The organism is Stenotrophomonas maltophilia (assembly GCF_006974125.1).
Lineage (GTDB): Bacteria > Pseudomonadota > Gammaproteobacteria > Xanthomonadales > Xanthomonadaceae > Stenotrophomonas > Stenotrophomonas maltophilia_O.
On the sequence record NZ_CP037858.1, the window covers coordinates 3,431,087 to 3,443,876 of the forward strand.

10 protein-coding genes are annotated in these 12,790 nt (G+C 67.2%); 5 read left to right on the top strand and 5 right to left on the bottom strand.

Annotated features, from left to right (window positions below; genetic code table 11):
* Positions 1-24 precede the first annotated feature (24 nt).
* Together EZ304_RS15745 and EZ304_RS15750 are read right to left on the bottom strand one after the other, a co-directional pair.
* Positions 25-1,152, bottom strand: a complete 1,128-nt coding sequence (locus EZ304_RS15745; protein WP_099552401.1) for a metallophosphoesterase — start codon at positions 1,150-1,152, stop codon at positions 25-27.
* 73 nt (positions 1,153-1,225) lie between these two features.
* Positions 1,226-1,675 (bottom strand): winged helix-turn-helix transcriptional regulator, encoded by a 450-nt coding sequence (locus tag EZ304_RS15750; RefSeq protein ID WP_099552400.1) that lies wholly within the window; start codon positions 1,673-1,675, stop codon positions 1,226-1,228.
* Positions 1,676-1,753: 78 nt separating this feature from the next.
* On the opposite strand from EZ304_RS15750, the gene EZ304_RS15755 reads away from it, so the two are divergent.
* Positions 1,754-2,971, top strand: a complete 1,218-nt coding sequence (locus EZ304_RS15755) for an MFS transporter (RefSeq protein WP_142807545.1) — start codon at positions 1,754-1,756, stop codon at positions 2,969-2,971.
* 95 nt (positions 2,972-3,066) lie between these two features.
* Here EZ304_RS15755 and EZ304_RS15760 read toward each other — a convergent pair whose 3' ends face one another.
* Positions 3,067-4,482 (bottom strand): GGDEF domain-containing protein, encoded by a 1,416-nt coding sequence (locus tag EZ304_RS15760; RefSeq protein WP_142807546.1) that lies wholly within the window; start codon positions 4,480-4,482, stop codon positions 3,067-3,069.
* A 286-nt stretch (positions 4,483-4,768) separates the two neighbouring features.
* On the opposite strand from EZ304_RS15760, the gene EZ304_RS15765 reads away from it, so the two are divergent.
* Both EZ304_RS15765 and EZ304_RS15770 read left to right on the top strand, forming a co-directional pair.
* Entirely contained in the window at positions 4,769-7,018 is a 2,250-nt protein-coding gene (locus EZ304_RS15765) for a TonB-dependent siderophore receptor (protein ID WP_142807547.1), read from the top strand.
* A gap of 172 nt (positions 7,019-7,190) precedes the next feature.
* Entirely contained in the window at positions 7,191-8,171 is a 981-nt protein-coding gene (locus EZ304_RS15770) for a cation diffusion facilitator family transporter (protein WP_099554730.1), read from the top strand.
* A 38-nt stretch (positions 8,172-8,209) separates the two neighbouring features.
* Here the strand turns inward: EZ304_RS15770 and nfi are convergent, their stop codons facing one another.
* The gene (gene nfi / locus EZ304_RS15775) at positions 8,210-8,884 is read right to left on the bottom strand and encodes a deoxyribonuclease V (RefSeq protein WP_142807548.1); all 675 of its coding nucleotides are present in this window, start codon (positions 8,882-8,884) and stop codon (positions 8,210-8,212) included.
* A gap of 94 nt (positions 8,885-8,978) precedes the next feature.
* Here nfi and gpmA point away from each other — a divergent pair, with 94 nt between their 5' ends.
* Both gpmA and EZ304_RS15785 read left to right on the top strand, forming a co-directional pair.
* The gene (gene gpmA / locus EZ304_RS15780) at positions 8,979-9,728 is read left to right on the top strand and encodes a 2,3-diphosphoglycerate-dependent phosphoglycerate mutase (RefSeq protein WP_033830680.1); all 750 of its coding nucleotides are present in this window, start codon (positions 8,979-8,981) and stop codon (positions 9,726-9,728) included.
* 156 nt (positions 9,729-9,884) lie between these two features.
* Complete coding sequence (locus tag EZ304_RS15785) at positions 9,885-11,978, top strand: M13 family metallopeptidase (RefSeq protein WP_142807549.1); 2,094 nt, start codon at positions 9,885-9,887, stop codon at positions 11,976-11,978.
* A gap of 189 nt (positions 11,979-12,167) precedes the next feature.
* Here the strand turns inward: EZ304_RS15785 and EZ304_RS15790 are convergent, their stop codons facing one another.
* A complete protein-coding gene (locus EZ304_RS15790; RefSeq protein WP_142807550.1) occupies positions 12,168-12,785 on the bottom strand; it encodes an HD-GYP domain-containing protein in 618 nt (205 codons plus the stop codon).
* Positions 12,786-12,790 lie beyond the last annotated feature (5 nt).

The window sequence follows — 12,790 nt, forward strand, 5'->3', positions numbered from 1 at the left end:
GGCGCGGTCGCGCTGTTCCGCCATTCAGTCCTGCAGGCCGGGCTCGCCCTGCGCCAGCGGCACCCGCGAACCGTCCAGCAGGCCACGGCTGAGCCTGCCATCTTCGATGAACAGCAGTTCGCCGTTCTCGCCGTTCTTGATGCTGCTGTCGATGGCGATCACACGGTCGCCATGGAAGCTGCTGACATGCGGCATCGAGGTATGGCCGACCACGATGCGCGAGAGCTGCAGGCGGTCGAGCACGTTCTGCACCCCTGCGGTGTCCAGGCGCCCATCGAAGTAGCCGCGGTACCAGATCGGGCTGGTCTTGCCGTCATACAGCGGTGCGGTGGCCGGGTCGGCCTTCACTTCGGCCCTGGGCAGGCCGAGCGAGGCCTGGTAGGCCGCGTTGGTGCGCGCCGGGTCCAGCGCCAGCTCGACGGCTTCGGGCGAAATGCCGCCGTGCAGGAACAGGGTGTCACCGATCTTCAGCAGTACCGGGCGGGTGCGCAGCCACTGCCCGATCACCGAGTCGGGACCGTACAGTTGCGGGTAGCTGCGACCGAGCAGCTGGGCGCTGCGCAGGTACTTCGGGTTGACATAGCGCAGGTCGTCGTACAGCACCATGGTCTCGTGGTTGCCGAGCACGAAGTGCACCGCGCCGCCGGCCGCAGCCGCCTGCTGCTGCAGGCCATACAGCAGCCAGAAGGCTTCGGTCACCTGCGGGCCGCGATCGAATACATCGCCGGCGATGACCAGGGTGTCCTTGCCCAGCGCCCAGCGGTCCTGTGCGTCGATGACCTGGTGGGCGCGCAGCAGGCGCACCAGCAGTCCGTACTGGCCGTGGATGTCGGACAGCGCGACGATGCGCGGCACGGCCGGCAGCACCGAGATCGACGGTGCATTCGGGGCAGCCACATGCACCGTGTGTTCGTAGCCGCAGCGCGGGGCGATATCGGTACCTGCGGCCTGCGTGGCAAGCGTGTGCGACTCGACCTTGTCGTCGCAGATCCATCTGGCCTGCAGCCGGTCGCCCTCGCGGAACACATAGGGGCCATCGGCCTGCACGTGGTCGGCGGGCGCGGCAACCTCGCGGGCCTGTGTGGCTCCGGCGCTGCAGGCCAGCAGCGGCAGCAGCAGGGCGGTCATCAGGGAAGGGCGATAGCGCGACATCGGCGGTGTCCGGCGGCGGAAACATCCGATGCTAACCGGCACGACCGGATCGTGGTGTGCGCGAATGGGCGGGTCAGGCGCCGTGCCCGTCGTCCTTGAGCTTGCGCACACGTGTTGCGGCGGCCTGCAGGGGCTGGCCGTCACGCCCGCGCGGCTGCATGTAGGGCAGCGGCCGCCGCGTCGCCGATTCGATCAGCTGTGAATGGGCTTCGCCTGCACCGAAGCGATGGCGCTCTCCCCACTGGCGCAGTGCGACCAGCAGCGGGAACAGTTCCAGGCCTGCGGCGGTGAGCACGTATTCCTGGTAGGCCGAGCCGTCGGAGGCCGGTTGCAGTTGCAGGATGCCGGCCTCGACCAGCCTGCGCAGGCGATCACTGAGGATGTTGCGGGCGGCGCCCAGGCTGCGCTGGAAGTCGCCGAAGCGGCTGACGCCGTCGAAGGCATCGCGGATCACCAGCAGTGCCCAGCGATCACCGAGCAGATCGGCGCTGCGGGCAACGGGGCAGGGGCTGTCTGCGTGCATGGCGGTCTCCGTCCGATGTGGTTGCAGTTTAAAACCAATGGCGCTAGCCTGCATTCGGTTTCAATATGCAACCAGATAATGAGTGCCATGCCGATTCCACGCTCCCTGCTGGTGCTGCTTGCGGTTGCCGCCGGTGCCAGCGTTGCCAATGTCTATTACGCACAACCGCTGCTGGATCGGCTGGCGCAGGCCTTTGCCTTGGAGCGGGCAGTAGCCGGTGCGGTGCTGGCCGCGACCCAGGCCGGCAGCGTGCTGGCATTAATCGGATTGCTGCCGCTGGCTGACCGCGGTGATCGGCGGCGACTGCTGCGGCTGCAGTTGGCGGCACTGGTGGTGGCTCTGCTGTGGCTGGCGGCGGCACGCACGGCCAGCTGGCTGTTGTCGGGCATGCTGCTGGCCGGGCTGTTGGGCACCGCGCTGACCCAGGGCTTGATCGCCTACACGGCAGCGATGGCCCCGGCCACGCAGCGCGGGCGCGTGGTGGGGGTGGTGCAGGGCGGGGTGTTCATCGGGCTGCTGCTGGCGCGGGTGCTGTCCGGCACGGTGGCGGCCATCGCCGGCTGGCAAGCGGTCTACCTGTTGTCGGCAGCGGTGATGGCGGCCCTGTCCATACTGCTGTGGCGGCGCCTGCCGGCCGTGCCGATACCGGCGTTGCCGCCACGTTGGGGCGAACTGCTGGGCTCGATGCTGGGCATGCTGCGCGAGGACCGAACGCTGCGCGAGCGCGGGCCGCTGGCGTTGCTGCTGTTTGCGGGGCTCAACGTGTTCTGGGCCGCCGCCCCGTTGCCGCTGTCGGCACCGCCGCTGCACTGGTCCACCGCGGCCATCGGTGCGCTGGGCCTGGCCGGGGTGGTGGGTGCATTGATGGCAGCGCGGGTCGGGCACTGGATGGACTGCGGTTTTGCCGATCGGGTCAGTCTTGGCGCGTTGCTGCTGATGCTGGTCGCGTGGTGGCCGCTGCTGGGCATGCCGCAGTCGCTGTCGTTGCTGCTGCTGGGTGTGATCGTGCTCGATCTGGGTGGGCAGGCGCTGCATGTATCGAACCAGGCGCTGCTGCTGGGCGCGCCGGGTGAGCAGCATGGACGCCTGGTGGCCTTGTACATGCTGTTCTATGCCGTGGGTAGCGGTGCCGGTGCGGCGGCTGGGCCCTGGATGCAGGCCCGGCATGGCTGGCCTGCGGTGTGCCTGCTGGGCGCCGGCATCGCGGTGCTCGCGCTGCTGTGGTGGGCGGCGTGGCGGGTGGTGGCGGTGAAAGCAGCAGCTGGCGGCCGTATTGGTAGAGCCGGCTGTCGGTAGAGGCGACTGTCAGTCGACTGCTCTTCGCCCCGCGTGCGAAAAATCCCGCGCTGCGCGCGATAGTCGACCAGCGGTCGACTCTACCTGTCCTGTCGTCATCGCTGCAGTGCACGCCGTCCCGGGGCTTCCTGCAGGTCCGCGCTGGCCACCACCACGCGGTTGCGGCCGCTGCGCTTGGCCTCGTACATCGCGGCGTCGGCACGTGCCATCAGCCGCTCGTAATCCGGATGACCATCGTGACCGGCCACGCCGATGCTGGCGGTCAGCTCCAGCACCTGGCCATTGGCCAGTGCTACCGGCGACTGTGCGATCTGCCGGCGCAGGCTCTCGGCGATCACCGCGGCCTGTGATTCGCTGGCCGCGACCAGCACCACCACGAACTCCTCGCCGCCATAGCGGAACAGGTAATCACTGCCGCGGGTCAGCTGGCCGAGCAGGCCGGCGACGTGCTGCAACGCGCGGTCGCCGGCATCGTGGCCGTGGCCGTCGTTGATTGCCTTGAAATGATCCAGGTCGAGCAGCAGCAGCGAGAACGGCGTGCGGTTGCGTGTGGCCAGCTCGATTTCCCGGCGCAGCACGGTGGGCAGGAAGCGGCGGTTGAGCAGGTTGGTCAGCGCGTCGCTGCCGGCATCCAGTTCGCCGATGCGTTCGAACAGCAGCGTCATCAGGGTACGGATGCTGGCCAGGTCCTCGCGGATCGACGGCAGGGCTGCCAGGCGTTGCGCAGGGTCATCGTCAGTGGCGCGCTGCAGGCATCCGTCGATGCGGGCCATCAGCCGGCCGACCTGCTGGGTCTCGCTGCTTTCGCCAAAGCTGGGAATACCCTTGTGGGTGAACCACAGGCCGAATTCGGAGGTGGCCAGGCTGGCGCTGTCGCTGCCCTGCATATGGCCGGCCAACGCGTAGAGGAGGGCGTTTTCCCAGTCCAGCAGCAGTGCACGCTGGCGCTCGCGTTCGGTGCTGACGTTCTGCACCAGCGAGAACAGCCGGTATGCCGCGTCGGCGCGGCTGGAGCGCTCGCGCGCATGGGTGTAGGCGAGGGTCATGCCTTCCATGGCGATGTCCATGATCGCACTGAGGCAGTCGATGGCGGCGAATGCGGTGGCACTGTCGGGCGCGTCGTCACGCAGGCGCACGAACAGCTCGTGCTTGAGCACGCGCGCGCCGCGGGTGACCAGGTCGACGGGAATACCGACCCGTGCATGCACATCGCCGATCACCCGTTGCGAGGCAACGGTGGCGACGACGCCGGCGGCGTCGGTGGTCAGCAGCTGCACCAGCCAGCGCTGCATGGCCGGCTGCAGGCGCTGCTTGACCTGGTCATGGGACAGGAAGCGGCGTGCACGTGCGTCCTGCAGCAGCACTTCGTAGAAGCGTTGGGCCAGCGCCGGTGGGGCATCGGCGGCAGCGGCATGCAGCAGCGCGGTAGCGGCTGGGCCGGCCTGCTGCAGGCACAGCTGCCACGCCTCGGCCAGCGGCTGGCTGGCATCGTCCAGTTGGGGTGTTTCCACGTCGATCTCTGACTGCGTACGACAAACCACGGGTATCGGCCGCGGAGGCGTGCGGTTGATGGCGGGTTAGCCGGCCAGTTTACGCGCGGTGCAGGGTTGCACGGTGCGCAAACCACATCGGCGCCGCTGCGGCAATGAGTGAACGCATTTGAGAATCAATCGCATTGGTGGGAGAATGCGCGCACGGACCGGGCTGCAGGTGCCTGCAGCACTGCTCCGCCTCCCCCTCGTCGCTGCCTCAAGCCCTTTGCCAGAGGCCCCGTAGCCCTGCCAGAAGGTCCTGATCATGTCTCCTGCCGTTGTCCTATCGCCGCGCCCGCTGGCGCTTGCTGTTGCCGCCCTGCTGGCCGGCAGTGCCCTGACCGCCCAGGCCGAAACCGACGCTACCGATATCGACACGGTGCACGTCACCGCCTCGCAGATCGCGCGCCAGGCACTGGGTACCTCGACCATCACCGCCGAGGACATCGCCCGGCGCCCGCCAGCCAATGACATCGCCGAGCTGCTGCGGACCATGCCCGGCGTCAACCTGACCGGCAACAGTGCCTCGGGCCAGTACGGCAACAACCGCCAGATCGATCTGCGTGGCATGGGCCCGGAAAACACCCTGATCCTGGTCGATGGCAAGCGCATCGGCGCACGCGATGCCGTGCGCATGGGGCGCAGCGGTGAGCGCAATACCCGCGGTGACACCAACTGGGTGCCGGCGGAAATGATCGAGCGCATCGAAGTGCTGCGCGGCCCGGCGGCGGCACGCTATGGCTCCGGTGCTTCTGGCGGCGTGGTCAACATCATCACCAAGCGCCCGACCGGCGACCTGACCGGTGCGGTCGACCTGTACGGCCTGGTGCCCGAGCACAGCGCCGAAGGCGGCAGCGAGCGCGTCGGCCTGCAGTTGAGCGGGCCGATGACCGACACCCTGTCGTTCCGCCTGTACGGCAATCTCAACAAGACCGACGCCGATTCGCTGGAACTCAACCGTGACTTCGCGACGAATCCGAACGCGGTGCCGCCGGCCGGCCGCGAGGGCGTCAAGAACCGCGATGTCAACGCGCTGCTGCGCTGGGACGTGACCGCCAACCAGGTGGTGGAGTTCGAAGCCGGCACCAGCCGCCAGGGCAACATCTACGCCGGCGACCGTGCGGTCAGCACCACCGGCACTTCGACCGGCATCGATCTGGCCGCCCTGGCCGACAACAAGGCGGAGACCAACCGCATGTACCGCAACACCGGCGCGATCACCCATCGTGGCCGCTGGGGCGACGTGACCTCGCGGGTGACCGCCGCGGTGGAAGCGGTGAACAACTCGCGCATCAACGAAGGCCTGGCCGGTGGCCCGGAAGGCAGCTTCAACGGTACCGACTGGTCGACCTCGCGCCTGCGCAACTACCAGCTGGATGGGGAAGTGAGTTTCCCGACCACGCTGGGCGGCGCCGAGAACATCTGGACGCTGGGCTTCGAGTACCTGGACAGCCGCCTGACCGACCCGTATTCGATGAGCCAGTCCAGTACCAGCGGCGGCGGCATCCCGGGGCTGTCGGCCGATCGCACACGCGGCAAGTCCGACGCGCAGACCACGGCCGTGTTCGTGGAAGACAACATCTACCTGGGTGAGCGCTGGATCGTTACCCCAGGCCTGCGCTTCGACCACCACAGCCAGTTCGGCAACAACACCAGCCCCAGCCTCAATGCGCAGTTCCGCATCAACAGCGACTGGGTGGTAAAGGGCGGCATCGCCCGCGCGTTCAAGGCGCCGAACCTGTACCAGTCGAATCCGGACTATCTGTACTACACCCGTGGCAATGGCTGCCCGAATGCACTGCCGAGCCTGGGCGCCGGCTGCTACATGCGCGGCAACGCGGACCTGAAGGCGGAAACCAGCCTGAACAAGGAACTGGGCATCGAGTGGGCACCGCAGAGCGGCTGGCAGGCGTCGTTGACCTACTTCCACAACGACTACAAGGACAAGATCCAGGCCGGCTACACCCAGATCGGCCTGACTGCCGACACCAGGGGCCGCATCTTCCGCTGGGAGAACGCACCGAAGGCGATCGTGCAGGGGCTTGAAGGCAACCTGGTGATCCCGTTGCTGGGCGAGCAGGGCAACCGCCTGAAGTGGAGCAACAACTTCACCTACATGGTGGAAAACGAGAACAAGAGCACCGGCCAGCCGCTGTCGGTGATTCCGAAGTACACCGTCAACACGATGCTGGACTGGCAGGCCACCGACAAGCTGTCGCTGCTGCTGACCGGCACGTTCTACGGCAAGCAGAAGCCGGCCACCACCAACATCAACAATGATCCGCGCTGCACCGGTACCTGCGATCCGTCGCTCGCGCTGCAGGACCGTGGTGCGTACAACATCTGGGGCGTGAGCGCGCGCTACAAGGTGACCGAGACGGTCAGCTTCGGTTTCGGCGTCAACAACCTGGCCGACAAGCGCCTGTTCCGCGAGGCCAACAGCAGCGATGCCGGCGCGGCAACCTACAACGAGCCGGGCCGCGCGTACTGGGCCAGCCTGCGTTTCGGGTTCTGATCGCAGGCGGGCGTCGTTCCGCTGGGCTCGCCAGGCACGGCCTGGCGCTACTGGGTAGCGCCGGGCCATGCCCGGCGGCTCCGGACCTGCGCGCCTGCAATGTTATAAACACCGTGATAGTTTCCCCACGGCCGCCGGCGTAGCCTGCCTCCATCGCAAAGGAGCTGTTGCCATGGGCCACGACCACGATCACCTGCCATCCGAGATCCGCCACGAGAAACCCTTGTGGTGGGCGCTCGGCCTGACCTCCACCTTCCTCGTCGTCGAAGTGGTGGGCGCGTTCTGGACCAACAGCCTGGCGCTGTTGTCCGATGCGGCGCACATGGCCACCGATGCTCTGGCATTGATGATCGCGCTGGTCGCGGTGCGGCTGAGCCGGCGCCCGCCGGACGCGCGTCGCACCTACGGCTATGCGCGCCTGGAAGCGCTGGGCGCGATGATCAACGGCGCTATGCTGTTCGTGGTTGCCGGCTACATCCTGTGGGAAGCCATTGGGCGTTTCCGTGAACCGCAGGAGATTGCCTCGTCGGGCATGCTGGTGATTGCGGCGGCGGGCCTGGTCATCAACCTGATCTCGATGCGCCTGCTGCAGGCCGGCAGCGGCGAGAGCCTCAACGTGAAGGGCGCCTACCTGGAAGTGTGGGCGGACATGCTCGGCTCGGTGGCAGTGATTGCTGGCGCGCTGTTGATCAAGTGGACTGGCTGGAAGCCGATCGATCCCATCCTGGCGGTACTGATCGGCCTGTGGGTGCTGCCGCGCACCTACGTACTGATGCGAGAGGCGATCAACGTGCTGCTGGAAGGCGTGCCCAAGGGCATGGACGTGGCCAAGGTGCGCGACAGCCTGTCCGGCCACGCTGCGGTGCTGGACGTGCATGACCTGCATGTGTGGGCGCTGGCCTCCAGCACCCCGGCGCTGACCGCGCACATCGTGATGCGCGACGGCACCGATGCCGATGCGCTGCGCCGTGAGCTGGGCGGGCGCCTGCACGATGACTTCGGCATCGAGCACGTGACACTGCAGCTCGAAGCGGACCACTGCGGCGAAGCCTGTGGCGAGCCGGCACCGGCCAAGGGCGGCGAGCACGAGGGCCATGAAGGCCACGACCATGGCGAGGACGCGCAGGGGCATCGCGGTCACGTGCATCGTTGAATGAAAATGAAGGCCGCACCGGGGAATGCCCGGTGCGGTCATTCGTCCCGTCGCGAGGCCAGCCGATCCGCCAGCCGGGTCGGCTCCGGCAGCCGGTAGCCACGCAGCGTGCGTTGCACCCAGTCCAGCGCGGTATCGGCACTCACCCGATGGCCGCCGGCCACGAACAGCGGCTTGCAGCGGATCTTGCTGCGCAGCACCCAGCCCAGTTGTTCATCGCCATCCAGCAGCGGTGTGTGCGCGCCGGCCTCGACGCCCGGTTCGACGAACCGGCCCACCAGTTTCGACTTGGCCACGCCGATGCTTGGCAGGTCAGTGACCACACCGAGGTGAGCGGCCACACCCAGCCGGCGTGGATGGCTGATGCCGTGGCCGTCGACGAACACCAGGTCCGGCGTGCGCGGCAGCAGCGCCAGCGCGGCCAACAACGCTGGCAGCTCGCGGAAGCTGAGCAGGCCGGGGATGTAGGGCATCACCGTAGGAATCCGCGCGATTTCCTGCGCTACGGGCTGCAGCGTCTTCGCATCCAGCAGCACCGCCGCGGCGCGGGTGATGGCGCCGCTGTCTTCGAAGCCGACATCCAGCCCGGCCAGCCAGCGCACGTTGCGCGGCAGGCGGTCCTGGCGCTCCACGCGGCCAGCCAGCCGGATCTGCTGCTCGCGGGCGGCGGCGACGCTGCCTTCCCAGCGCCCGGGGTCGATCACCGTATTCATTGGCCGCAGCATCGCATGCGCGGTGCCACGGCCCGGTGAGTGGCGCCCGGGGCTACAATGGCCGCCTGCCTTTCCTCGCGTTGGAGACCCTGCAGTGACCCGTAAACTCGTACTGTTGCGCCATGGCCAGAGCCAGTGGAACCTGGACAACCGCTTCACCGGCTGGGTCGATGTCGACCTGACCGAGCAGGGGCGCCGGGAAGCGGCCGCCGCCGGTCGCCTGATGCGCGAGGAAGGCCTGCAGTTCGACGTTGCCCACACCTCCGTGCTCAAGCGCGCCATCCACACCCTGCAGGGGGCGCTGGCCGAGCTGGAGCAGGACTGGCTGCCGGTGAACAAGTCCTGGCGCCTCAACGAGCGCCACTACGGCGGCCTGCAGGGCCTGGACAAGGCCGAGACCGCCGCCAAGCACGGCGAGGACCAGGTCAAGGTGTGGCGTCGTTCGTACGACATCCCGCCGCCGGCCATGGACCTGGAAGATCCGGGCCATCCGATCCATGACCGCCGCTACGCCGGCCTGGACCGCAACGCGCTGCCGGGCACCGAATCGCTGGCGACCACCCTGGACCGCGTGCTGCCGTACTGGCACGACGCCATCGCGCCGCAGCTGAAGGACGGCAAGACCGTGCTGGTCACCGCCCACGGCAACTCGCTGCGCGCGCTGTACAAGTACCTCAACAATGTCTCGCGCGAGGAAATCCTCGAGCTGAACATCCCGACCGGCATCCCGCTGCTGTTCGAACTGAACGATGATCTGACCGTGCAGTCGTTCCGCTACCTGGGCGACCCGGAAGCGGCGCGCAAGGCTGCTGAAGCCGTAGCCAACCAGGGCAAGGCGCGGTAGATACCCACCGCTGGTGGGTATTGCTCTGGCGGGTATGTGCGGACCAACGGTCCGCACGTGCCCGATTGCGGCCACGGGCGTTCCCCCTGTGACCTTTGGCCGGTCCCACCGCAGGCCTCCCCGGCTACCCTGTGAAATTACCCGCAGGAGAGCCTCATGAACGTCCGCAACCTGGTCCCGCTGGGCCTGACCATCGCCATCGCTGCCTCGCTGGCCGCCTGTGGCAAGAATGAAACCGCTCCGGCGGCCAGTGCCGACGCCAAGCCGGCCTTCGACCTGTCGCAGATCAAGACCGCGCTGATCAGCCTCAATAGTGCCGATCTGGATCCGGCCATCTCGGCCTGTACCGACCTCAATGGCTTCGTCAACAGCAAGTGGCTGAAGGCCAACCCGGTGCCGGGCGACCAGACCACCTGGGGCAGCTTCGAGATCCTGCGCGAGCGCTCGCTGGAAGTGCAGCACACGCTGGTGCAGCAGGCCGCCGCCAGCCAGGCCAAGGCCGGCTCGGTGGAAGCCAAGATCGGTGACATCTGGAAGACCGGCAACGATGAAGCCAAGATCGAAGCCGCTGGCCTGGCGCCGCTGCAGCCGCAGCTGGACAAGATCACCGCGCTGAACGACACCGCCGCCATCACCCAGTACCTGCGCGACAGCCAGGCCGAGGGCAAGGGCGTGCTGTTCTCGCTGTTCGCCAATGCCGACTACAAGGATTCGGCCAACGTCATCGCCTACGTCGGCCAGGGCGGCCTGGGCCTGCCGGAGAAGGGCTACTACTTCGACGATGCGCAGGCCAGGATCCGCGACGCCTACGTGGCCTACATCGCCCAGGTGCTGACCCTGTCCGGCGTGGACGCCGCGCAGGCCGCCGAGCAGGCCAAGGCCGTGATGGCCTTTGAAACCCGCCTGGCCAAGGCCTCGATGTCGCGCATCGAAATGCGTGACCCGGCCAAGCGCTACAACCCGCTCAGCGCCGCCGACGCCGACAAGCTGACCCCGAACTTCAGCTGGACCGCGCTGTTCGACACCCTGAAGGTGCCGGCCGCGCAGAAGTTCTCGCTGGCGCAGCCGGGCTTCTTCGGTGAAATGGACAAGATGCTCGCCGATGTGCCGGCCAGCACCTGGCAGGCCTACCTGCGCTTCCACACCATCGACGATGCCTCGCCGTACCTGAGCAGCCAGTTCGAGAAGGCCAACTTCGAGTTCTTCGGCAAGACCCTGCGCGGCCAGCAGGAGATGCAGCCGCGCTGGAAGCGCGTGCTGGAGTCGGTCAACAGCGGCATGGGCGAAGCCCTGGGCCAGCTGTACGTCGACGCCGTGTTCCCGGCCGAGTCGAAGGTCGCCATGCAGCACCTGGTGGAAAACCTGTCGCAGGCGCTGAAGGCGCGCCTGGAGCAGCTGCCGTGGATGGGCGAAGAAACCAAGAAGAAGGCACTGGAAAAGTGGGCCAGTTTCACCCCGAAGATCGGTTACCCGGACAAGTGGCGTGAGTGGACGGGCCTGCAGACCAACGGTGACAGCTACCTGGGCAACATGCAGGCGGCACGTGCGTTCAACTACCGCTACATGCTGGACAAGATCGGCAAGCCGGTGGACAAGACCGAGTGGGGCATGACCCCGCAGACCGTCAACGCGTACTACAACGCCACCAAGAACGAGATCGTGTTCCCGGCGGCGATCCTGCAGGCGCCGTTCTTCGACGCCAAGGCCGATCCGGCGTTGAACTACGGCGGCATCGGTGCGGTCATCGGCCACGAGATGATGCACGGCTACGACGACTCGGGCAGCCAGTTCGCCGCCAACGGCAACTTCGACAACTGGTGGACCGATGCCGATCGCAAGGCCTTCACCGAGCGTACCGACCAGCTGGTCGCACAGTTCGATGGCTACGAGTCGGTGCCGGGCGTGTTCGTGAAGGGCAAGCTGACCCTGGGCGAGAACATCGGTGATCTGGGCGGCCTGACCGTGGCCTACGACGCGCTGCAGATGGCGCTGAAGGAAGATCCGAAGGCGAATGTCGAGGTCGATGGCCACAGCCAGGACCAGCGCTTCTTCATGAACTGGGCCACAGTGTGGCGCCGCAACTTCACCGACGGTGAGCTGCGCGTCCGCCTGAACACCGACCCGCATGCGCCGGCCAACTTCCGTGCCAACGGTGCACCGTCGAACATGCCCTCCTATGCCGCTGCATTCCAGTGCAAGGCCGGCGACGCGATGGTGCGTGCCGACGACAAGCGCGTGGTGATCTGGTAATCGATCGCACGTGATGCGTGATGCGAAAGGCCCGGCGAACGCCGGGCCTTTTGTTTGTCGACCCGGTGGCGCTGGATCGGTAGAGTCGACCGCTAGTCGACTATCGCGCGCAGCTCGGGGTTTTCGCGATCGGTACGAAGAGCAGTCGACCAACAGTCGACTCTACCGACGAGCCAGCCAGAGCATCAGTCAGGCCAGCTCCGGTTCCCGTGCCAGCATGCGATGGAAGCGCTGCAGCACGTAGGGATCGATCAGTCCGCCGGACTGCTCGTCGATGATGCGCAACGCAGTCTCGCGTTCCATCGCCGCGCGGTAGGGGCGTACGCTGGTCATGGCATCGTAGGCATCCGCAACGGTGACGATGCGTGAGCCCAGCGGAATGCTCTCGCCACGCAGGCCATCGGGATAGCCGCTGCCATCGAAGGCCTCGTGATGGGCGCGGATCAGGCGTGCGACCGGTGCCGCGTCGCTGCGGCCGGTGGAGAGGAAGATGTGTTCGCCGCGCACCGGATGCTCGCGCATGATCGCGCGTTCTTCGTCGGTATGCCGGCGCGGTGTCAGCAGTACATCGTCGGGAATGCCGATCTTGCCGATGTCGTGGAAGCGCGCGGCCAGGCCGATCTGCGAACAGGCATCGTCATCGAGATCGCAGTGCGTGGCCAGGCGCTGCGCGAGCAGGCCAACGCGGTCGCAATGGTGGCGGGTGTAAGCGTCGCGCATCTGCAGCGACATCGAGAGGGCATCGATCAGGCAGGCCTGCGCGTGCAGCAGGTCGGGGGCGGGTACGGCGTCAGAGAACATGGTCATCCGCC

Excerpts from the sequence above, each read along its gene's own strand:
- EZ304_RS15765 (WP_142807547.1), top strand. The coding sequence starts at position 4,769 with ATGTCTCCTGCCGTTGTCCTATCGCCGCGCCCGCTGGCGCTTGCTGTT.
- EZ304_RS15750 (WP_099552400.1), bottom strand. The coding sequence starts at position 1,675 with ATGCACGCAGACAGCCCCTGCCCCGTTGCCCGCAGCGCCGATCTGCTC.
- EZ304_RS15790 (WP_142807550.1), bottom strand. The coding sequence starts at position 12,785 with ATGACCATGTTCTCTGACGCCGTACCCGCCCCCGACCTGCTGCACGCG.
- EZ304_RS15770 (WP_099554730.1), top strand. The coding sequence starts at position 7,191 with ATGGGCCACGACCACGATCACCTGCCATCCGAGATCCGCCACGAGAAA.
- EZ304_RS15755 (WP_142807545.1), top strand. The coding sequence starts at position 1,754 with ATGAGTGCCATGCCGATTCCACGCTCCCTGCTGGTGCTGCTTGCGGTT.
- EZ304_RS15745 (WP_099552401.1), bottom strand. The coding sequence starts at position 1,152 with ATGTCGCGCTATCGCCCTTCCCTGATGACCGCCCTGCTGCTGCCGCTG.
- nfi (WP_142807548.1), bottom strand. The coding sequence starts at position 8,884 with ATGAATACGGTGATCGACCCCGGGCGCTGGGAAGGCAGCGTCGCCGCC.
- EZ304_RS15785 (WP_142807549.1), top strand. The coding sequence starts at position 9,885 with ATGAACGTCCGCAACCTGGTCCCGCTGGGCCTGACCATCGCCATCGCT.